The sequence below is a fragment of the uncultured Psychroserpens sp. genome (assembly GCF_947492715.1).
Classification (GTDB): Bacteria; Bacteroidota; Bacteroidia; order Flavobacteriales; family Flavobacteriaceae; genus Psychroserpens.
On record NZ_CANLNS010000005.1, the window covers coordinates 1 to 23,142 of the forward strand.

Consider the following 23,142-nt stretch of genomic DNA (forward strand, 5'->3'; position numbering starts at 1 on the left):
GTGGGAGAGTAGGTCGTCGCCTTTTTTGAAACCCTTTTCATATATATATGAAAAGGGTTTTTTGTTTTTTATATACTATATTGGGTAAAATTTATTTCAATTATTAGATGAGTATTAATGCCGAATTAGAACTAGCTTGGAGTTTTGTTAATAATACCGATAGAAACGTTTTTTTAACTGGAAAAGCTGGAACAGGTAAAACAACGTTCCTTCATAAGTTGAAAATGAACTCTTTGAAAAGAATGGTCGTTGTTGCCCCAACAGGAGTTGCTGCCATTAATGCAAAAGGAATTACAATTCACTCATTTTTTCAGGTTCCTTTCGGGCCAATTCTACCACATGATGATTTAAATAGTAAAACGGGTTTTAATAGAAAATTCAATAAAACAAAAATCAATATTATTAAATCTATTGATTTATTAATAATCGATGAGATTAGTATGGTAAGAGCAGATTTGCTCGATGCTATAGATAAAACACTAAGACGTTTTAGAAACCGAAATAAAGTATTTGGGGGCGTACAGTTATTAATGATTGGTGATTTACAGCAATTGGCGCCCGTTGTAAAAGAAAACGAATGGCAATTGCTAAAAACTCATTATAAAAACGCCTATTTTTTTAGCAGTTTGGCCTATCAGCAATGCAATGCTGTAACCATTGAATTAAGGCATATATATAGACAAGATAATCCAAAATTTATTAAAATCTTAAATGAAATAAGGAATAACACACTATCCAAATCTTCAATAAGTGAATTAAATAAACGCTATAGACCAGATTTTACTCCTAATAAAGATGAAGGTTATATCTCATTGACTACACATAATAGTAAAGCTGAAAATACTAATATTTCGGAACTTGAAAATCTTGATGGTGAGCAAAGAGTTTATAAAGCTACTATTAAGGGTAAATTTCCTGAATTTTCATATCCAAATAAAGAAGAACTAGTACTCAAAGTTGGGGCACAAGTAATGTTTGTGAAAAATGACAGCTCAGTTGAGAAACGCTATTTTAATGGTAAAATTGGTAAAGTTATTCTTTTGGATGATAATGAAATTATAGTAAAATGCCCAGACGACGATTTTAATATTGTTACAACACCTGAAGAATGGGAAAATATTAATTATACTGTAAATAAGGAAACCAAAGTTATTACCGAAAATAGAATAGGAACATATACACAAATGCCTCTAAGGCTAGCATGGGCAATAACAATTCATAAAAGTCAAGGTTTAACATTTGAAAAGGCCATTATCGATGCAAAAGGTGCCTTCGCTCATGGACAAACCTATGTTGCACTTAGTAGATGTAAAAGTTTAGAAGGGTTAGTACTTAAAAGTAAAATAAGTGAAAATCAAGTAATCAATGATGCTAATATCAAATCTTTTACACAGTCTGTAGAAGATAATCCTCCAAATGATATCACTTTGGAAAAATCTAAAATAGGATTTCAGCTCAATCTGATTTCAGAATTGTTCGATTATTATAATTTTTTGTATCCTGTTAATCGTATTCTAGATATTTATTATAACAATAAAGGAAGTATTGAAGGTGATTTAGAAGCGCCAGTGCAAATAATTAAGAAATCAATTACGGATTTATTGAAAGTGGCTAACGGATTTAAATTACAACTTTCGAAACTATCACTTGATAATCTGGTACCTGAAGAGAATAATATACTTCAAGAACGATTTATAAAAGCTATTGACTATTTTAAAAATCAAACACTCAATCATGTTTCTGAACCATATAAGAACTTAACGTTTTCAACAGATAATAAAGCCTTAGAAAAAGACATGAATAAACAATTTGATGCTTTTGAAGAACTATTGTCTAGTAAGCTGCTTTATTTCGAAGGTTTGAAGAAAGGGTTTAATGTGTCTAGCTTTTTAGAACTGAAGGCTAAATCTGTCTTTCTTGTAAAAGAACAACCTAAAAAAACAAGGAAATCTGTTATTGAAGGCACGACTAATATCGAGCTTTTTGAATTACTTCGTGAACTACGAAATACAATCGCTTTACGAGAGGATTTAATACATTATCAAATTTTTACTCAAAAAGCATTATACGAAATGTGTGAAAACTTGCCTACTAATAAAATGGAGCTTAATGCTGTAAATGGCATGGGGAAGGTGAGGGTTGAAAAATATGGAAATGATATTTTGAAAGTTATAAGGGCATATTGTGAAGATCATAATATTGAAACATCAGTTGATTTGGAGATTTTCGAAAAGCCTAAATCAAAACGAAAAAAGGGAGATACAAAAAAAGAATCTTTAGCATTATTTAAACTAGGAAAATCTATAGAATCTATTGCAGATGAGCGTGCATTAAATAGCAATACAATTTTGGGGCACTTAGCAAGTTTTATGTCAACTGGAGAGGTGAAGATTACAGATTTAATTTCAGAAGAACACTACAATGAATTAAAAGAAATTATACCAAAGCACAGCTTTGAAAACCTCTCAGATCTGAAGCATCAAATTGATGAAAAATATTCCTATGCTGAACTTAAGTTGGTATTAGAGGAACTGTCAAAATAAAAAGACCTCATGAAATTTTATTATCATGAAGCCTTATAATATATATTACAGTAATTTCTATGCTCTTATAACACCTCTAGAAATTACAATTTTCTGAATTTCAGAAGTACCTTCATAAATTTGAGTAATCTTAGCATCGCGCATCAAACGTTCAACATGATATTCTTTTACGAAACCGTTTCCACCATGAATTTGAACGGCTTCAACAGTTTGTTCCATGGCTACTTTTGATGCATATAATTTCGCAACAGCACTAGACATATCATAATTATTTCCTTGATCTTTATCCCAAGCTGCTCTCATGACTAACATACGGGCCGCTTCTATTTCGGTATACATATCAGCTAATTTAAATGCTATAGCTTGATGATTGCATATTTCAGTTCCAAAAGCTTTACGTTCTTTAGAATATTTAAGAGCTAATTCATAAGCTCCAGAAGCAATACCCAAGGCCTGAGCTGCAATACCGATGCGACCTCCAGACAACGTCTTCATTGCAAACTTAAATCCAAATCCGTCTTCACCAATTCTATTCTCTTTAGGAACCTTTACATCATTAAACTGTAGTGTATGTGTATCACTTCCTCTTATACCTAATTTATCTTCTTTTGGTCCAATATCAAAACCTTCCATGCCTTTTTCAACAATAAATGCATTGATACCTCTGTGACCTTTTTCTCTGTCTGTTTGAGCAATAACAAGATATACTTCAGCACGACCACCATTTGTAATCCAGTTTTTGGTTCCATTAATCACATAATGATCACCTTTATCTATGGCTGTTGTGGCTTGAGACGTTGCATCACTACCTGCTTCCGGCTCACTTAAACAAAATGCTCCAATGCATTGTCCTGTGGCCAGTTTAGTTAAATATTTTTGTTTCTGTTCTTCTGTACCAAAAGCCTCTAATCCATAACATACTAAAGAATTATTGACAGAAACCATTACAGATGCTGATGCATCAATTTTAGAAAGTTCCTCCATAATCAAAACATATGAAATTGCATCCATTCCGCTTCCACCATATTTTGGATCTACCATGATCCCCATAAAACCAAGCTCTCCCATTTTACGAACAATATCGTCCGGGAAAGTTTGTGTATTATCTCTCTCTATAACTCCGGGTAATAATTCGGTTTGTGCAAAATCACGAGCGGCATCGCGAATCATAAGATGTTCTTCGGTTAAACTAAAATCCATAGTATGTATAAATTATTGAATTGATAAAAAGTGAGTGCAAAGATAAGTCTTTATTAGTATATTTTCAATAAGGATTGCTATTTTTACTCAATATGATAAAATCTAAGTACAATGTTATTGGCGTTATGTCTGGAACATCTTTGGATGGAATTGATCTAGCCTATATTAAATTTGAGAACAATTCAAACTGGACATTTGAAATTCATGCTTCTGAAACCATTCCATATACCGATTCTTGGAAACAAAAATTGTCTAATCTTGTTACTTATAACTTAGAAGACCTTAAATTAATCGACAAGTTTTATACAATTCACTTATCTCATGTAATTAGGGATTTTATTCGGAAATATCAACTTAGTGATATTGATGCCATTTGTTCACATGGACATACAGCATTACATCAGCCCGAACAGCTATTTACTTATCAAATAGGAAATTTACCTAGCATATCATCATTAACGAATCATCTGGTAGTTTGTGATTTTAGAACTCAAGACGTTAGTTTAAATGGTCAAGGAGCTCCTTTAGTTCCAATAGGAGATAAACTGTTATTCTCAGCGTATGATAGTTGTATTAACTTGGGAGGATTTGCAAATATATCCTCTGAAATTAACTCCGAAAGAATAGCTTACGATATTTGTCCGGTTAACATAGTCTTGAACCGATATGCTAATCTTTTAGGTTTTGATTATGACGACGGTGGAAAAATCGCAAAATCAGGAATACTTAATCAATCTCTATTACAACAGCTAAACAGCTTGGATTTTTACAAACAAAAAGCACCAAAGTCGTTAGGGGTAGAATGGGTCGATAAACATCTATTCCCACTATTAGAAACTAGTCAATTGTCTGAAAGAGATATTCTAAGAACAATGATCGAACATATAGCCATTCAAATAAGTAATGTTATAAAAGTACATTCTGAAGTGCTTTTTACTGGAGGTGGAGTTTATAATAGTTTTCTCTTAGATCGAATTAGAACCTTAAAAGAGTTTAATCTAGTAAAACCATCTAATACCATAATAGAATATAAGGAAGCCCTGATATTTGGACTATTAGGAGTATTAAAACTAAGAGGAGAAACTAATTGTTTGTCTAGCGTTACGGGTGCAGATTACGATCATAGTTCAGGAGAAATTTATAATGTTTAAAATTATTGTAAAATTCTAATCTAGCGATTTTTAGTTTTTTATATTTGTTAAAGAATAACTAACTAATGAAGCCAGCAGATTCAAAATTGGTTTTTAGATCTTTTTTGAATGTTTGAGCGACATCTAAATCAACTGATAAAGTAAGAACTCTTAGATGAAAGAATTACTCCAAAAGTACGAAGACAAAGACCCTGAAATCATTTTTAATTGGAAAGACCCCGAAACAGAAGCCGAAGGCTGGACTGTAATAAACTCACTTCGTGGAGGTGCAGCTGGCGGTGGAACAAGAATGCGTAAGGGCTTAGATATGAATGAAGTTTTATCGTTAGCTAAAACTATGGAAGTTAAATTTACGGTTTCTGGTCCTGCCATTGGAGGCGCAAAATCTGGTATAAATTTCGACCCTAAAGACCCTCGTAAAAAAGGCGTTTTAGAACGTTGGTATAAAGCCGTATCTCCTTTATTAAAAAGTTATTACGGTACTGGTGGAGACCTCAATGTTGATGAAATACATGAAGTTATACCAATCACAGAAGAGAGTGGTGTTTGGCATCCTCAAGAGGGTGTTTTTGAAGGGCACTTTAGACCAACTCAAGCCGATAAAATTAATAGAATAGGACAATTACGTCATGGCGTAATTAAAGTTATTGAAAACCCTAAATATTCGCCAAGTGTTGCCAGAAAATATACAGTGGCAGATATGATAACCGGTTTTGGTGTCGCCGAAGCAGCAAGACACTTTTATGATGTTCAAGGTGATACAATTGTTGGTAAACGCGCCATTGTACAAGGTTTTGGTAATGTAGGTGCTGCTGCCGCTTTTTACTTGGCACAAATGGGTGCTAAAGTAGTAGGTATCATTGATATTGTTGGAGGTTTAATAAATGAAGAAGGATTTTCATTTGAGGAAATTACAAACCTTTATCTCGCAAAATCGGGTAATACTTTGGTAAGTGATAATCTCATTCCATTTTCAGAAATAAATGAAAAAATATGGTCTCTTAAAACCGAAATATTCGCCCCATGTGCAGCTTCTAGATTGATTACTCAAAATCAAATAGATCAAATGATTAATACAGGCTTAGAAGTCATTTCATGTGGTGCTAATGTGCCCTTTGCTGATAAAGAAATTTTCTTCGGAAGTATAATGGAGCATACCGATAACAAGGTAAGTTTAATTCCAGATTTTATTTCTAATTGTGGTATGGCAAGAGTTTTCGCCTACTTTATGGAACGTAGAGTGCAAATGACTGATGAAGCAATTTTTAATGATACTTCTGAAATTATTAGAAGAGCAATAGAAAAAGTTTACGAGAAAAATCAAGGAAAAACGGGAATTAGTGCATCTGCATTCGAAATTGCCCTTACGCAACTTATATAATACACAACCAGTATGGAAACAGTAATAATTTTAGTATTTGTATTTGGTTATTTAGCCATTACATTAGAACATAGTATTAAAATCGATAAACTTATACCGGCATTGGTAATGATGGCTATAAGTTGGGCATTAATCTCGCTCGGAATAGATTCGTTCTCGCAATGGTTTGATTCTGCTAATCATGGATTAGTGGATGGGTTTTCAGGATTAGAACACGAGAATAAGATGCATCTCATGGAGGAAACACTCCTTCATCATTTGGGTAAGACAGCCGAAATTTTGGTCTTTTTGCTTGGTGCGATGACTATTGTAGAAATTATTGATTATTTCGACGGATTTTCAACAATAAAAGGGTTCATTAAAACAAAAAGTAAAAAGAGAATACTCTGGATTTTTGCGATATTAGCGTTTATCCTTTCTGCAATAATAGATAACCTAACTGCCACGATAGTGCTAATTTCTATTTTGCAAAAAATTGTAAAAGATAGAAGTGTTAGAATATGGTATGCTGGTTTAATTATTATTGCTGCTAATGCAGGAGGGGCTTGGTCTCCAATAGGAGACGTGACAACCACAATGTTGTGGATTGGGAACAAAGTATCTGTTGGACATTTGTTTGGATATTTGTTTTTACCATCGCTCATATGTATGATCGTGCCAACATTTATAGCATCGTTTTTACCAGCATTTAAAGGTGATTTAGATATCGAGGAAGATTCAAATGATAAGCCTAAAAGTCGATTTAGCTCTACAATGCTATATTTAGGATTGGGTGCCATTGTATTTGTTCCTGTGTTTAAAGTGATTACACATCTACCACCTTATGTGGGTATGATGCTCTCTTTAGGGGTTGTAGCTATTTTTGCAGAAATTTACAGTAACTCTAAATTTAGTATTACTGAAATTAATAATGAAGAAAGTGAAGCGCATGCTCACCATAGTCCAGTTCATCACTCTTTATCTAAAATTGAACTACCGAGTATTCTATTTTTCCTTGGGATATTAATGGCCGTTGCTGCATTAGAATCTTTAGGAATCTTATTCAATTTTGCCGATTCTTTGCAGGACAATGTAAGTTTATTAGGAACAGAAATGGACGGCACAAGAGTTTCCGATTTAGTAGTGATATTACTTGGTATTGGTTCGGCCGTTATAGATAATGTTCCTTTAGTTGCCGCAAGTTTAGGAATGTTCTCTGAAGCAATGGATAATCAATTATGGCATTTTATTGCTTATTCCGCAGGAACAGGTGGAAGTATGTTAATTATTGGTTCAGCCGCTGGTGTTGTTGCCATGGGAATGGAAAAAATAGATTTTTTCTGGTATCTTAAAAAAATCTCTTGGCTAGCATTATTAGGGTTTTTAGCTGGGGCAGTTGTATTTTTATTTACGCGAACATTATTCTAAGAGTATACTTTAGGAAGAAAACAATCGTTATTACAATAGTTTAAAATTAATTTTCAATTTTATTAATATGATAATTCAAGATGGAGCAGAAGTAATTACTGATGCAGAATCAACCGAAAAAACATTATCCATTATAGAACTTATAAGTAGTGGAGGTACGGCAGGACAAGTCATCATTGCTCTGTTGTTTATTTTACTAATTGTTGCTATTTATATTTATTTTGAACGCCTTTTTGCAATTAAATCCGCATCTAAAGTAGATTCAAATTTCATGAATCAAATTAAAGATCATGTAAGTAATGGGAAAATAGATTCTGCCCAGATGTTATGTGCACAGGTAAATTCTCCAGTATCTCGACTAATAAACAAAGGAATTACTCGTATTGGAAAACCCTTAGAAGATATTAACACTGCAATTGAAAATGCTGGTCGCTTAGAAATTTATAACCTTGAAAAAAATGTTAGTGTTTTAGCTACGATTTCTGGAGTTGCACCAATGATTGGATTCTTAGGTACAGTAATTGGTATGATATTGTCCATTTTTGAAATTGCCAATTCTGGTGGTCAAATCGATATAAAACAACTTTCAGATGGGTTATATACAGCAATGACAACAACCGTTGCCGGACTTATTGTTGGTATTGTAGCTTATATGTTTTATAACCATTTGGTAGTGAAGACAGATAAAGTAGTCTATCAAATGGAAGCCAATTCATTAGAATTTTTAGATCACTTAAACGAGCCTATTTAATGAATTTAAGAGGAAGAAATAAAGTAACACCAGAATTCAATATGTCGTCAATGACAGATATTGTATTCTTGTTATTGATCTTTTTTATGTTAGCGTCTACTTTGGTCACGACAAATGCAATTGATATTCTATTACCAAAAGCAAGTGGTAAAACAGAAAACAAAAGATCTGTAGCCGTAAGCATCAAAAAAGATTTAACCTATTATATAGACCAAAAACGAGTTGGTGAAAGTGTTCTAGAAAATGAATTAGTGGCAGCACTATCAAGTCAGGACGAACCAACTGTAGTGTTAAGAGCTGAAAAATCAGTGCCAGTAGAGAATGTCGTGAAAGTGATGGATATTGCTAATAGAAATAAGTTCAAAGTAATTTTGGCAGTTAAACCAAATAACTAAGGTGAAACGAAACCTAAAACCGTTTATATATATAGGATTAGGTGTCGTTTTATTAGTAACGTTGTTTTATTTTAAATCCTTAACAGATAAAATACAGTACGATAATAGTGTTGACCTTGAATTACCAATAACAACACCTAACGATACGATACAAAACGATAATGTCGTTAATGTTTTTATAAAGGAAGATTTAAGCATTTATGTTGACAGTATTAAACGGGATATTAAAGACCTTGAAGGAATTTTGATTAACAGGGCTGTAAATGACAGTTTAACTATAGTTTTAGGAGCAGAAAAATCAGTGCCAGTATCAAATATCATTGATGTTATGACTGTGGCTAATAAGCATAAATTTAAAACCATATTGGCTGTTAAACCTGAAATGTAGCTGTTATAAACAAAAGTTTGGAATGAATCTTGTAAACTAACTAAATAGATTGTATAAATTGAAATAACCTCATGAAATACTTTGAAACCATACATGAACGAAATTCTGCAAAAGTCACAGCTTTGATTGTGGTCATTTTGCTATTGCTTTTATTTGTGGTTAGAGGTTGTGCATATCAAGATCCACCAATAGAATATGGAGTTGCTGTTAATTTTGGAAATTCGCCAGTAGGTACTGGGAATATCCAACCTACAAAACCTATAAAATCACAACCTGTAGAGGAAGTTGTTAAAAAGGAAACTCAGGCAGAAGAAACACAGCCAGAAAAACCTTCTGAAGCAAATAGTAAAGCAGAAGATGTTATGACTAATGAGTCTCCTGAGGCCATTGCAATAAAAAAAGCAAAAGAAGCAGAAGCTAAAGCGAAAGCCGAAGCTGAACGTCAGGAACAAATAAGAAAGGCTAAAGAGGAACAAAAAAGAAAAGAAGAACAAGCCAAAAAAGACAAATTAGATGCCTTAATTGGAGGCGTTAAAAATGCTGATGGCTCAGAAACTGGAGGCGAAGGCCCAGGTGACGGACCAGGCGATAAAGGTCAATTGAATGGAGATCCTTATGCTCCTAGTTATTTTGGTAAACCAGGAGATGGTTCTGGAGGTACAGGCTATGGCCTTAATGGTAGAGGAAGTGCAACCTACTCTAAAGTGCTACCAGACTGTCAAGAAGAAGGCCGTGTTGTTGTAGAAATTCATGTGAATCGCTCAGGAAAAGTGGTGAAAGCTATTCCTGGCAAAAGAGGAACTACAGGGGGCTCTTGCCTATATGAAGCTGCTAGAAAAACAGCTATGACACACAAATGGCCAGCCGATTCTAAAGCACCTACAACGCAAATAGGTTGGGTTAAAATAGACTTTACTTTAGGGAATTAATGAACTACCAAGATACAGTCAACTGGATGTTTAAGCAGTTACCTATGTATCAAAACCAAGGTAAGACTGCGTTTAAAAAAGACTTGTCTAATACCATTTGTTTAGCTAACTATTTAGGAAACCCGCATGATAAGTTTAAAAGCATACATGTGGCAGGAACCAATGGCAAAGGATCAACAAGCCATATGTTGGCTTCCGTATTACAAGAAGCAGGATATAACGTTGGTTTGTATACATCGCCTCATCTCAAAGATTTTAGAGAGCGCATAAAAATCAATGGTAAAGAGATAAGTAAACAATTTGTTATTGGATTTATTAGAAAGCACTCGTCTTTTTTTAAATTGAATAAACTCTCGTTTTTTGAAATGACCGTTGGAATGGCTTTCGATTATTTTGCAAAAAAAAAGGTAGACATAGCAATTATAGAAGTTGGACTAGGAGGTCGATTAGATTCCACGAATATCATAACACCAGAAATTTCTGTTATTACCAATATTGGTCTTGATCATACACAGTTTTTAGGAGAAACCTTACAGGCTATTGCTAATGAAAAGGCAGGTATTATTAAACCCAATATCCCTGTTGTTATTGGTGAAACTCAGGTTGAAATCAAAAAACTGTTTAACAATATCGCTCATAAGAATGCATCAAAGATTCAATTTGCAGATCAAAACGAGAATAAAAATTATCATACAGATCTCAAAGGGAGCTACCAGAAACACAATGTTAAAACTGCAGTACAGACTTTAAAAGTCCTCAATGAACTGCAATTTCCTGTTTCCGAAGTACATATTAAAAATGGATTGCTAAATGTTGTAAATAATACAGGTTTAAAGGGAAGATGGCAAGTGCTACAACAGCAACCCAAAATAGTATGTGATACCGCTCATAACAAGGAAGGACTTTTATATATTGTGAGTCAACTTAACGAAGAAATCTTTGAAACGTTGCATATAGTTTTTGGAGTTGTGAGCGATAAAGATTTAACCACAATTTTGCCATTACTGCCTAAAGATGCTGTTTATTATTTTTGTAAACCCAATATACCACGAGGCTTAGACGCTTCTAGTTTACAATCTCATTTTATTTCAAATGGGTTTAAAGGTTTAACTTACCCAAGTGTAAAAGCGGCAGTAGATGCGGCAGTTGCAAGTGCTACTTCGACAGATTTAATTTACATTGGTGGTAGCACATTTGTTGTTGCAGAGATAATATAAACTGCAAAAAATTGTATCTTTCAAATTCAATTTAATTTTTTAAAATGACAGAAATTATTAACCAAGTTTTTGCACTCGATTTGAAAATGAAAAAGGAGAATAATGATAGTGTGAAGCGATATGTAGATCGAATTTACCATGAATTTGAATCTATGGGATTTCAAATTGTAAACCCAATTGGACAATCCTATCGAAATGAAATGACAGATGTAGAAGCAAATATTTTAGGCAACTTAAACAAGAATTCTAAAATCACTAAAGTTTTGAAACCAGTTGTTTATAGAATTGAAAATAATGAAACCAGACTCCTTCAAAAAGGAATTGTAATTGTAGAATAACCTCAAATGAAAACCATAAACTTTGCTATAGATTTAGGTACAACTAATAGCCTCATTGCGAAATATGATGATGGTAATATCAAAATTTATAATAATCCGTTAGGATTAAAACAAACACTGCCATCTTGTATCGCTTTTCGCGGAAATAGAACCGTTATTGGTGATAAGGCACTTGACTATTTAGAAAAAGATGCTGAAAATATTTGTATGCTCTTCAAACGAAAAATGGGAACACAAGACACTTATTTTGTGCCATCTATCGATAAAGAAATGTCTCCAATAGAGTTGTCTTCACTTATCCTAAAAGAACTAAAAAACTTTGTTAACGATGAAGAATCTTTGGGGTCAGTCGTTATTACAATTCCGGCTTCTTTCGATACCATACAATCTAATGCCACAAAAAAAGCTGGTTATATGGCTGGTTTTAAGGAGGTTGTTTTGTTGCAAGAACCTATCGCTGCATGTTTGGCTTTTGCTAATACATCTCATATTGAAGTTGATGAAAAGCAAAATTGGATAGTTTATGATTTTGGAGGAGGAACCTTCGATGTCGCTCTGGTTGAGGTGAATGATAGAGAACTTAAAGTTACCGACAATTTAGGTGATAATTATCTAGGAGGAGCAGATTTTGATAACCTCATAGTTGAGCACTTAATTGTTCCGTTCATTGAAGAAAAACTTAAGTTAACGAATCTATGGAAAGATTTGAAGTCAAAAGAAAGTCAGTTTAAAGGGCTTTACTTTGAACTTCTAAAAATCGCAGAAGAAGCGAAAAAAGAGCTTTCTCATTATGAGGAAACCGAAATAGAATTAGATATTGATATCAATAACACCAATTTTTATGAACAATTTAGTATTAAACGCGAGCAATTTGAAGGGTTGATTTCGCCAAAAGTTGAGCAGACAATTGTGTTTATCCAGGATGTTATAAAAAATAATCAATTACTTAACTCTCAAATAGATCGTGTCATTTTAATTGGAGGAAGTACTTATGTGCCTTTGATTAAAAAGCGTATAGCCGAGGCTATTGGGGTTGAAGTTAATTCTAGTATTGATCCAACATCGGCTGTTGTTCATGGTGCTGCCTATTATGCTGGTTCCAAACCAGCATCCATTTTAAATGAGGTTGATGGTAAAGAAGAAAAGGAAGATTCTGGTAAAGAGTTACTTGATGTTAAATTGTTCTATGAGCAAAACACAAGGGATTTAGAAGAACTTCTTTCCGGAAAAATTAATTCTAAAGCGGTTAATAGTTTCAGAATTATGAGAAAAGATGGAGGTTATGATTCAGGCGTAAAAACTTTAGAAGACAGAGGGTTTTCTGAGTTTGTACCACTGTTAGAAGGACGACTAAATCAATTTAAAATTCAGTTATTAAACGAGGCGTTAGATGTCGTTAAAACGTTGGATTCTGTTTCTATAAATCAGGGCAGCTATAATGTTCAAGGGCAGCCATTACCTAACGATATTTGTATGGAAGTTGATGACTTAGATGCATCTGCCACACGACTTGAAAAGGTTTTTGCCAAAGGAAGTATTTTACCCCTAAAGAAAAAAATATACAAGACCGCTTCAAAAACGATATTGCAACAATCAAAATCAAATTTGATTATCAATATTATTGAAGGAAAGTCTAAAGGTTTGCCAAGTTCTGGACTAAGTATTGGCTATATCGAGCTTTCAGGAAAAGATCTTAATGAAGATTTAATAAAAGGAACAGATATCGAAATTGAAATTGAAGTTACAGAATCTCGTGATTTAAAAATTAATATCTTTTTACAATCTTGTGATCAAGAGTTTAAAAATGTCTTTAGCGAATCAGAACGCGCCATTAGTATTAGTAAGATTAATATGGAAATTAATACGGTTTTAGGTGATGTAGAAGATCTTATAAAATCAAATAACTCAGAAGAGAATTTTGAATATTCTCAACAATTAGAAACCATTAGAGTAGGGCTTATAGAAACCCAAATAGCGGCTTCCCTTATAGATAACAATGATGTCTCGGATGCTAAATTTCAGCTGGATGATAAGAAACGAAAGTTAATTCAAGACTTTGATGATTTAACACGTAATAAAGTGATTGCCAGAGAAATTGAAGAGTATAGTGACACAAAATTAAGTTTGGAATATCATTTAAATAAGGAAGAGAATGAACGTTTCCAAGACAAATATAAACGTATCATTAAAAATGAACGCGAAGTAGTTAACTCTGGTAATAAGTATCTAATTCGTTCAAAGATTAAGGAGTTGGATGAGTTGTATGATTCTATAATCCAGTCTAGCGATGAGAACTTTATTTCTTATTTCTTGAACCTAAAATTTTGTGAGAATTTTTCTAATCAAAGAAAAGCAGATCGTTTATTTAAACAGGGAGATCAGGCCATGGAAAAACAAGATTATAAATCGTTACGCTATATTGTTTACGGCTTATCTGCGTTATTACCAGACAATGAAAAGGAAAAACAGAAGAACTTTAAAGATGATAGCCGAACCGGTCTTAGTTAGAGCGCATCGCATCAATAAATGCTTTGTTTCGTGCCGCATTTAGTCCAATATTTTTATAAAATACATTCTTTAAAACTATAGAGTCCATTTTTTGCTTAATCGTTGCTGTTCCTGCCGGAATTTCTCGTGTCCTTGCTGGGTAAACATCTATGAAATGCTCTTTTGTGAAGCTGATACTATCAATGATATAGAGTGAGCTCATGTGTGCTTCTTTTTTGAAAAATCGAGACGATTTTGAAAAGCTCACAAAGTCATTACCAGAATAGAATATAATGGTGTCTTTAGCACTTATTTGCAGTGGAGCTTGTTCTCCATCTGGAATGTAAACAGATTTGTCATTGTTTTTATAAAGCATAAACATAATGAGGTCTTTCCCAGTTTTGTTGGTAACGTAAGTGTCAAATTTTGAAATATCCGACTTGGATTTAGGGGGATAAAATTTGTGAAACTTAGGATGGTATGGATTATCATATAAGTTATGACTTATAGGGACAACAGGCTTACTTTCACTTAGTTTTGGATAGACCGACCGAATATTGTTTAATTCAATAATGTTATTTTTACCAAGATCTCCCATCCAGTTAATGCCTCCGTTTGAAGATGGAAAATTACTGAAATTTGGAGTACTATTGTTGCTTTTTGCGGCCCAAAAGATAATTCTTAGCACAATCATTATAATAACAAAAACAGTCCAAGCTCCATATCCAGAACCCGTTTTTCTACTCGATCTAGAAGGGTAAGTATATTCTCTAGCAATACTTGCATTGGATCTTAAGGTTTCTTCTAGAAAAACATTAGAAGTGTCAAGTATAGAAAAGGCTACCATCGCCTTAGCCGCAAATCTAAACTCTTTATTATCTATATTTTTACGTTTTGAATTATAAACATCAATAACTTCAGAATTGAGCTCTTGTATGTCGTCGTTAAAACAATTTGGATACTCATTAAGACAATTTATAAAGACCTTGTTAGTAATAAAGGCTATTGGGTATTCCTTTCCTTTTAATCGGTTTTCTCTTAAATACACTGTAGCATAATTAAGTCTGGCTTTAAAGAAATTAATAACCAATTGATTGTTCTCTTCTGAAAAAAGCCGATTTTGAATAAGAACTTTTAATATCAGTACATATTTGCCTTTACTCAATGATTCTGATAAGAACACCTTTAAATTCTCTTTAAGAAATGGAGCAAGAAAGTATTTTAAATCGTCGAGGTCCTCTATTTGTGAATTATCAATAGTAACTTTCCCTTGCTTAATAGATTTATAATCACCAGAAATGAGCTGTTTTAACCAAACATGCTTTTCTACAAAAATATGATGCCGTCTGGTGGTCTCATCTTTTAACTTTTCGATTAAATTGGCAACTTCTCCCAAATTATTAGCGTCACCCAGCATAGCCTTAGCTTTGAGCTGTTTTTGAAGCTTAATAATACCGTTAGCGTCAATATCTGCTAATTGATTAATATCGATGCCTAATTGGTCAATAAATGAGATGTATTTCAAAGTATAATTTTATAAAACTTAAAAATATCAAAATAAATTAGAACCATAATATCAATGCTATTTTTTTGGTAATTAATCTCTTAAAAAAATTATTTAATTTTTTTTCAAAAAACCTTTTGGTAATTAAAAATCTAGACTATATTTGCAGTCCAATATTTAGGGCGCGTAGCTCAGTTGGTTCAGAGCACTTGGTTTACACCCAAGGGGTCAGGGGTTCGAATCCCTTCGCGCCCACAACAAAAAAAATCCACACAATTGTGTGGATTTTTTATGCGCTATACTTTAACGTTCAATGTTGGCAATCACAATAAATCTAGCACACGCTCCAACGCCATTCCTCTAGATCCTTTTATTAAAAACATATGGTTGTTAAATTGAAATGTTTCAAAAGCATTTTTTAAGGCCTCAAAAGATTTGAAATATGAGGCATTCTTGGATTTTGAATCCACATTATAGAAATTTTCACCAACTAAAATTACATGTTTCAAATCGAGTTGATTTGCAAAATCAGCAATTGCCTGATGTTCAAGTTTAGCATCTCTACCTAATTCGAACATATCTCCTAAAATGGCCACTTTGTTACTACCATTAAGCTGGTCAAAGTTTTTTAGAGCAGCTTGCATACTGCTCGGATTTGCATTATAGGCATCTAATATGATGTGATGTGCATTTTTTTTAATAATTTGAGATCTATTATTGTTAGGTATATAGCCTTCTATAGCTGATACAATGGATTCTTCTGAAACTTTAAAATATTGCCCTATTGCAATAGCAATGCACACATTGTTATAATTATAAGCTCCTGTAAGGTGTGTTTTAATTATATGGTTGTTAAATTTTAAATTGACATACGGCTGAGATGTCTCTAATTTGGTTTCTAATCCAAACGAGATTAGCTTTTCATAACTGCCAGCTTGTTTAACTTGTAATGCATCATTTAGATTAACAAATATGATTTTGTGATGAGTTTTTAAATGAGCATATAATTCAGATTTTCCTTTAATAACACCTTCAATACCGCCAAAGCCCTCAAGATGTGCTTTTCCAAAGTTTGTTATTAGCCCGTAATCAGGTAATGCTATACTTGTTAGGAACTCAATCTCTTTTTGATGATTAGCTCCCATTTCTACAATACCTATTTCAGTTGTGTTTGTCATGGACAACAACGTTAATGGAACCCCAATATGATTGTTTAAATTACCAACGGTAGCGTTGGTGTGGTACTTTTTTGAAAGCACACTATTAATAAGCTCTTTAGTAGTCGTTTTTCCGTTACTTCCGGTAAGAGCAATAATAGGAATATTTAGTGTTTTCCTGTGGAGTGTAGCTAAATCTTGTAATGTTTTTAAAACATCGTCTACTAAGATATATTGGTCATTTAATTGAAATTCTTTTTCATCGATAACAACATATGAAGCACCATTTTCGATGGCTTTTTTAGCAAAAGTGTTACCATTGAAATTTTCACCTTTTAGGGCAAAGAACATACACTTGTCAGTTATTTTTCTGGTATCTGTACTTACAGTTTTACACTTTAAAAAGTGCTTGTAAATGAGGTCTATTGTCATAAAATAAATGTAATAAAAAAAGTCCTAATCGTAACGATTAGGACTTTCCTTTTTATAATCTAAAATTATTTAGTTTCTTTTCTTCTTTCCTTGAGATTTAGAACCAACTCTAGACATAGCACATCTAAATCCAATGTAGTCTGTAGCCATATCCTGAGGGAAGTATCTACGCTGAGCAGGATCAATCCAGTAAGCTCTGTCTCTCCAAGAACCTCCTTTGTAAACTCGCACTTCATCATTAATTAATGAAGTCCTGTCATTAGAAGTATCATACTCTTTGATAATAGCTCCTAAAGAATCTCTTTCAACATTATGCTTTGGTGAGTTGTACATTTTACGTGTATTATTTACGTCTGCTTCTTCACCTTCTTCTTCAAAGTTATCTGCGTATTGACGTGAAGACCTTACATCACCATCTCTAAAGTTTCTGTTGTCACTCTTATCAAAATTTGTTCTTAAATACGTTTCGTTTTCATCAACTGGTACTAATGCAATTTCACCAGGAAGGTTTCTTGCAACTATTCTACCATTACTTAATGTATCATATACAATTTCATCAGGAGTGATAACTTTTACAGTACCATCTTCGTTTATAGCATTCTTATAATAAACATTACCTCTGGTGTAGTTAAAATCGTTGAATTCATCATCTACAATTGGTCTGTAAACATCAGCTACCCATTCGGCAACGTTTCCAGCCATATCATATAAACCATAATCATTAGGCTCATAAGACATTACTTGTGCGGTAATATCGGCACCATCATCAGACCATCCTGCAATTCCACCATAATCACCTTTTCCTTGTTTGAAGTTGGCCAATTGGTCACCTCTAGTTTTTCTTCTACCAGAACGTGTATATTGTCCATCCCAAGGATATTTTTTACGACCTCTATAAACATTATAACTTCTTAATTCACTTAAACCAAGTGCAGCATATTCCCATTCTGCTTCAGTTGGAAGTCTGTAGTCAGGAGAGAAGATACCTGATTCTCTTCTTGCATACACATTAATCGTATCTCCAGCTGCTGTAGTTTGCACACGACGTCTAGATTTTTCAGGATTAATAATAGAATCATTTCCGCCATATGTTTTAGTTGGAGCGTTAATATAGGTGTCTACGTTAAAGTTGCTATCTGCAGATGACGTTAAATGAGAATCTCTTTCTAGATATCCAGCATTTTGTAAATCCATTTCAGCAACTCTATCTGTTCTCCAGCTGGCAAATTCAACTGCTTGAATCCAACTAACACCTACAACAGGGTACTCACCATATGCAGGGTGACGTAAGTAGTACTCTGTCATTGTTTCGGCATAACCCAAACGATTTCTCCATACTAGGGTGTCTGGAAGTGCTCCTTCATATATTAATCTATAATTTTCTTCTTCTGGTGGGTATGTTCTTTTTATCCAATCAAGATATTCTGTATACATCTTGTTCGTAACTTCAGTTTCATCCATGTAAAATGATTGAACGTGTTGCTGATTTGGAGAATTATTCCAATCGTGCATAACATCATCTTGAACTTTTCCCATGGTAAACGTACCACCTTCTATAAAAACCAGTCCTGGACCAGTTTCTTGCTCTTGGAATTTGTCATTGTATTGAAAACCACCATTTTTATCGTTGATTTTCCATCCTGTAGCTCTAGATGAATTATTAGATGAGTTTCTGCTACAGCTAACAATTGTTAAAGATATTACTAGGGCTAATAGTATCCTTAGATTTAAGACGTTTTTCATATCCATACTTTTTAAGTAAGCTAATTTAATTTTTAGAGACGCAATATAGTAATTAAAGGTAAACTAACAACATTTTTTACGAAAATCCTGCAAAAAAAGTTGCATTTCATCCTCTTTTTTATACACAATAACGGATTTTTGGTCAGTTTATCGATGTATTTTGTCTTTAATAACGGTTGAATAAATCAATTATTGTTGTAATTTTGAATAAAAAATTGAGACTCTATACTATAGAGGGTTTATAGACGTTATTTGACTATGAAAAAATATTTACTATTTCCATTAATAGTGGCTTCGTTTTTTGGGTATTCTCAGCAAAAGCAGTTTGATGTTGCTTGGAGTGAACCAATACGTTTAGAAACTGGAACTTCAAGCATTGAAGTCCCAAGTTTTGATAAAAAGCACTTTAGTTTCCTACGGGAAGAAGGACTTACGTTCTATGCGCAATGGGAAGAAACATCATATATAAATGAAAATTCAGTAACATTAAGCCAGGTTACTTATCAGAACATAAGTGAATCCGAACTTAAAGGATTAGCACTTTCTACAATACCGACTAGCATGAAGGTGTCTCTGAAAAATGCCATTGATAGAGATCAAGTGTCTGCTTATTTGGAGGTTTCTCCAATTATAAAGGATAGAGGTGTTTATAAAAAAGTAATGTCGTTTACCGTAAATTATCAATATGGTAACTTGAATAGATCAGGTTTAACTAATCAAGAAATTACTAATTCTGTTTTGAGTTCTGGGACATGGCATAAATTTTATGTTGATAAATCTGGTGTTTTTAGATTAACAAAAGGGTTTTTAAATTCTATAGGTGTTAATACTAATGTTGATCCCAGGACTATTAAAGTTTATGGTAATGGTGGTGCCATGTTGCCCGCTTTAAATAGTGATTTTTATCCATTAGATCTTACCGAAAATGCAGTTCGATTTATTGGAGAAGAAGATGGTGTGTTTAATAATGATGACTATATTTTATTTTACGCTGAAGGTCCAAGAGAATATAATGAAGACAGTGACACGAACATAAATTTATTCACAGATAAATCTTATTATTTTATTAATACAGATGGCGGGGCAGGAAAGCGAATTCAAACTTTAAATCAGCCTGAAGGTGATGCTACTATTGAAGTGAATACATTTCAGGATTACCAGTTTCATGAAGAAGATGAAGCCAATATTGCGAAAATTGGACGTCGTTGGTTTGGAGAACGTTTTGACGTCGAAAACGAGAGAACCTTTAACTTTTCATTTCCTAACCTAATTACAACAGAGCCTGCTAAAGTTAGAGTATTAGCTGCTGGCGTTAGTGAAGGTCCTATTGCTTCTAATATGCAAATTGTTTTGAATGGAAATTTAGTAAGTACTTTAGGTTTTAGCGTAATAGATAATCCAGTACTAGCTTCAGGTAATACTTTTCAAAGTAATATAAATTTAACGTCTGAGGATGTAGTCATAGATTTGATTTTCAATAATAATGGAAACCCTGCAGCATTAGGGTACTTAGATTATATTTCAATTGAAGCAACAAGAGGATTAACTTTTGACGGGACTCAACTTATTTTTAAAAATAATGAAGTTGCGTTGAATCCAGGAATTGCGCAGTATACTTTGGATAATGCGAGTAATGTTCAGGAAGTTTGGGATATCACTGACAAATATAATGTTCAAGCCATTATTAATGCGGATCAAAGCCAGAATTTAATTTTTAAAGATGTAGCTGGTTCAAATAAAAGATATGTAACGCTTACAAATTTGGATTACTTCGACCCACTAAGAGATGCAAATACAACGGTAAATAATCAAAACATTAAAGGGACCATTTTTCAGAATGCTCAAGGCGAATTTCAAGATATAGATTATATTATTGTTGCTAGAGGAGGCTATGTTACCCAAGCCGAACGTTTAGCACAAATCAATAGAGAACAATATAATCTCAATGTAAAAGTCGTTGAGCTTGAAGCTATTTTTAATGAGTTTAGTTCAGGAAATCAAGATATAGCAGCCATTCGAAATATGGTGAAGTATGTCTATGATAATGCGAGTAGTCCAAGTCGACGATTAAAGTATTTGTGCCTATTTGGAGATGCATCGTACGATCCTAAGAATAGAATCTCAAATAACACAAATATTATACCTATTTGGAGCTCGTATCAGAGTTTCAGTTTAACCTCCTCCTTTATTTCCGACGATTTTTATGGTATGATGGATGAAAATGAAGGCGATATGAACGATTCTGACCGATTGGATATTGCCGTTGGTAGAATGTTAGCAGATACACCCCAACGCGCCAAGGAGTTAGTAGACAAGGTAGAAGGTTATTATGGAGAAGAAGCTTTTGGAAGTTGGAGAAATAACTTTATTACAATATCTGACGATGTTAACTTGTCTTGGGAGAAAATTTTACAGAATACCACAGACGAAATTGGAGATGAAGTCGTTCAAGAGAAACCATTTATAAATGTTGTGAAAATACATACAGATGCGTTTCAGCAAGAAGCAACAGCAAGTGGAGAGCGTTATCCAGAAGTGAATAAGGCAATCAAGGACGCTTTAGAGGTTGGAGCATTAGTGGTCAATTATTTTGGACATGGTGGAGAAGACGGGTTGGCTGGAGAGCGCATCTTTACAAAAGTTGACGCCCAGGATATTAGAAATGTGTGTAAGTTCAATCTTTTTGTTACTGTAACTTGCGAGTATACTAAATTTGATAACCCTCAACGATTTACTGCTGGTGAATTTACCTATTGGAATAAAGATGGTGGAGCCATAGGATTAATTACAACCACCAGACAAATTTTTGTTACGGCAGGAGTAGGATATAATGTTATTCTAGAACAATACTTATTTAGTTATGGGTCAAACGATTATCCAACAATGGCTGAGGCTTTAAGACTAACAAAAAATGATCCAGCTTTATCTGGGAATCCACAAAAAACATTGGTGTTTTATATTGGCGACCCTGCTATGAAGTTAGCTTTTGCAAGACCAGAAGTTCGATTAACACAAATTAACGATACGCCTTTAGATCAATTTAACGAACCTTTGAAAGCATTAGATCGTGTAAAAATGTCTGGAGAAGTTTATGACACATCTGGGAATTTTTTATCAAATTACAATGGTGTTTTAACAGCAACAGTTTTTGATAAAGAAATCGATAGACAAACCTTAGCTAATGATGGAACAACAGATAATGGTCAAGTTATTGTCCTAGATTTCAAAACCCTTGGCGAAACGGTTTTTAAAGGCCAAGCAACTGTCACAGAAGGCCGATTTGATTTTGAGTTTGTCGTGCCTAGAGATATTGGTATTCCTGTTGGTCCTGGAAAAGTAAGTTTTTATTCTAAACAGGATAATATCTTGGATGATAAGTCTGGCTATAACTTCGACTTTGATATTGGTGGTATAAATGAAAATGCAACTGAAGATAACGTCGGACCAGTTATTAACCTCTTTATGAATGATGAAAATTTTGTCTCAGGAGGCATAACTAATGAGCAACCAACACTGCTTGCTAAACTTCAAGATGACAATGGAATTAATACAGCTAGCGGTATTGGGCATGATATTATAGCTATTATAGATGGTGATGAAACCAACCCATTTGTACTTAATGATTATTATCAGGCCGATATTGATGATTTCCAACGTGGGCAATTAAGTTACCCATTTAGAGATTTAGAGCCAGGATTACATACGCTTTCGTTAAAAGCATGGGATGTTTATAATAATTCATCTACTGCCGAAATAGAGTTTGTTGTTCGTGATAAAGACGAAGAACTCGTGATTAGTAATGTTTTAAATTACCCTAATCCATTTATTGATTACACCGAATTTTGGTTTAATCACAATAGTTCGGACGTTTTAGACGTTTCAGTACAGATATTTACAGTGTCGGGAAAATTGGTAAGGACTTTAAATGGTCAAACCGCAGGAGGAAGCAAGGTAACGAGCTCTCTTTCTAAAGATATTGTTTGGGACGGTAGAGACGATTTTGGTGACAAAATAGGAAAAGGAGTCTATATTTATAAACTAAAAGTGAGATCTAATCGTTTAAATAAACAAGTTGAAAAAATCGAAAAACTTGTCATACTATAATAAAGATTTATATTT

At 33.5% G+C, this 23,142-nt stretch carries 16 protein-coding genes and 1 tRNA gene; 13 read left to right on the forward strand and 4 right to left on the reverse strand.

The genetic code is table 11. The annotated features are described in order from the left end of the window. Positions 1 to 107 precede the first annotated feature (107 nt). Entirely contained in the window at positions 108 to 2,543 is a 2,436-nt protein-coding gene (locus tag Q0787_RS12510) for a helix-turn-helix domain-containing protein (RefSeq protein ID WP_298903096.1), read from the forward strand. Between the two features lie 57 nt (positions 2,544 to 2,600). Here Q0787_RS12510 and Q0787_RS12515 read toward each other — a convergent pair whose 3' ends face one another. After that, positions 2,601 to 3,743 (reverse strand): acyl-CoA dehydrogenase, encoded by a 1,143-nt coding sequence (locus Q0787_RS12515; RefSeq protein ID WP_298903097.1) that lies wholly within the window; start codon positions 3,741 to 3,743, stop codon positions 2,601 to 2,603. Positions 3,744 to 3,835: 92 nt separating this feature from the next. On the opposite strand from Q0787_RS12515, the gene Q0787_RS12520 reads away from it, so the two are divergent. The 10 genes from Q0787_RS12520 (at position 3,836) to Q0787_RS12565 (ending at position 14,208) form a co-directional block, all read left to right on the forward strand. After that, positions 3,836 to 4,894: an anhydro-N-acetylmuramic acid kinase gene (locus Q0787_RS12520; RefSeq protein ID WP_298903099.1), complete on the forward strand. Its 1,059-nt coding sequence runs from the start codon at positions 3,836 to 3,838 to the stop codon at positions 4,892 to 4,894. A 154-nt stretch (positions 4,895 to 5,048) separates the two neighbouring features. Next, a complete protein-coding gene (locus Q0787_RS12525) occupies positions 5,049 to 6,275 on the forward strand; it encodes a Glu/Leu/Phe/Val dehydrogenase dimerization domain-containing protein (RefSeq protein ID WP_298903100.1) in 1,227 nt (408 codons plus the stop codon). A 12-nt stretch (positions 6,276 to 6,287) separates the two neighbouring features. Then, positions 6,288 to 7,682, forward strand: coding sequence for a sodium:proton antiporter NhaD (gene nhaD, locus Q0787_RS12530; RefSeq protein ID WP_298903102.1), 1,395 nt, complete (start codon positions 6,288 to 6,290; stop codon positions 7,680 to 7,682). A gap of 67 nt (positions 7,683 to 7,749) precedes the next feature. Continuing rightward, the gene (locus Q0787_RS12535; protein ID WP_298903104.1) at positions 7,750 to 8,433 is read left to right on the forward strand and encodes a MotA/TolQ/ExbB proton channel family protein; all 684 of its coding nucleotides are present in this window, start codon (positions 7,750 to 7,752) and stop codon (positions 8,431 to 8,433) included. After that, positions 8,433 to 8,828 carry a biopolymer transporter ExbD gene (locus tag Q0787_RS12540; protein WP_298903105.1) on the forward strand — a complete coding sequence of 132 codons (396 nt, stop codon included), beginning with the start codon at positions 8,433 to 8,435 and terminating at the stop codon, positions 8,826 to 8,828. Before Q0787_RS12535 ends, Q0787_RS12540 begins: the two co-directional genes overlap by 1 nt. 1 nt (position 8,829) lies before the next feature. Next, positions 8,830 to 9,216, forward strand: a complete 387-nt coding sequence (locus Q0787_RS12545; protein ID WP_298903106.1) for a biopolymer transporter ExbD — start codon at positions 8,830 to 8,832, stop codon at positions 9,214 to 9,216. Positions 9,217 to 9,287: 71 nt separating this feature from the next. Beyond that, a complete protein-coding gene (locus Q0787_RS12550; RefSeq protein WP_298903107.1) occupies positions 9,288 to 10,145 on the forward strand; it encodes an energy transducer TonB in 858 nt (285 codons plus the stop codon). Further along, complete coding sequence (locus tag Q0787_RS12555; protein ID WP_298903108.1) at positions 10,145 to 11,362, forward strand: folylpolyglutamate synthase/dihydrofolate synthase family protein; 1,218 nt, start codon at positions 10,145 to 10,147, stop codon at positions 11,360 to 11,362. The genes Q0787_RS12550 and Q0787_RS12555 overlap by 1 nt, the downstream gene beginning before the upstream one ends. 44 nt (positions 11,363 to 11,406) lie before the next feature. Continuing rightward, positions 11,407 to 11,700 carry a hypothetical protein gene (locus tag Q0787_RS12560; protein ID WP_298903109.1) on the forward strand — a complete coding sequence of 98 codons (294 nt, stop codon included), beginning with the start codon at positions 11,407 to 11,409 and terminating at the stop codon, positions 11,698 to 11,700. A 6-nt stretch (positions 11,701 to 11,706) separates the two neighbouring features. Next, positions 11,707 to 14,208 carry an Hsp70 family protein gene (locus Q0787_RS12565; protein ID WP_298903110.1) on the forward strand — a complete coding sequence of 834 codons (2,502 nt, stop codon included), beginning with the start codon at positions 11,707 to 11,709 and terminating at the stop codon, positions 14,206 to 14,208. Here Q0787_RS12565 and Q0787_RS12570 read toward each other — a convergent pair. After that, a complete protein-coding gene (locus Q0787_RS12570; protein ID WP_298903112.1) occupies positions 14,201 to 15,712 on the reverse strand; it encodes a hypothetical protein in 1,512 nt (503 codons plus the stop codon). The genes Q0787_RS12565 and Q0787_RS12570 overlap by 8 nt on opposite strands. Before the next feature lie 159 nt (positions 15,713 to 15,871). On the opposite strand from Q0787_RS12570, the gene Q0787_RS12575 reads away from it, so the two are divergent. Further along, a tRNA-Val gene (locus Q0787_RS12575) sits at positions 15,872 to 15,946 on the forward strand. A gap of 68 nt (positions 15,947 to 16,014) precedes the next feature. Here the strand turns inward: Q0787_RS12575 and murF are convergent. After that, positions 16,015 to 17,280, reverse strand: a complete 1,266-nt coding sequence (gene murF, locus Q0787_RS12580; RefSeq protein ID WP_298903113.1) for a UDP-N-acetylmuramoyl-tripeptide--D-alanyl-D-alanine ligase — start codon at positions 17,278 to 17,280, stop codon at positions 16,015 to 16,017. Between the two features lie 69 nt (positions 17,281 to 17,349). Then, positions 17,350 to 19,029, reverse strand: coding sequence for a gliding motility lipoprotein GldJ (gene gldJ / locus Q0787_RS12585; RefSeq protein ID WP_298903114.1), 1,680 nt, complete (start codon positions 19,027 to 19,029; stop codon positions 17,350 to 17,352). A 252-nt stretch (positions 19,030 to 19,281) separates the two neighbouring features. On the opposite strand from gldJ, the gene porU reads away from it, so the two are divergent. After that, on the forward strand, positions 19,282 to 23,127 hold the full coding sequence (porU, locus tag Q0787_RS12590) for a type IX secretion system sortase PorU (protein WP_298903115.1): 3,846 nt from the start codon (positions 19,282 to 19,284) through the stop codon (positions 23,125 to 23,127). Positions 23,128 to 23,142 lie beyond the last annotated feature (15 nt).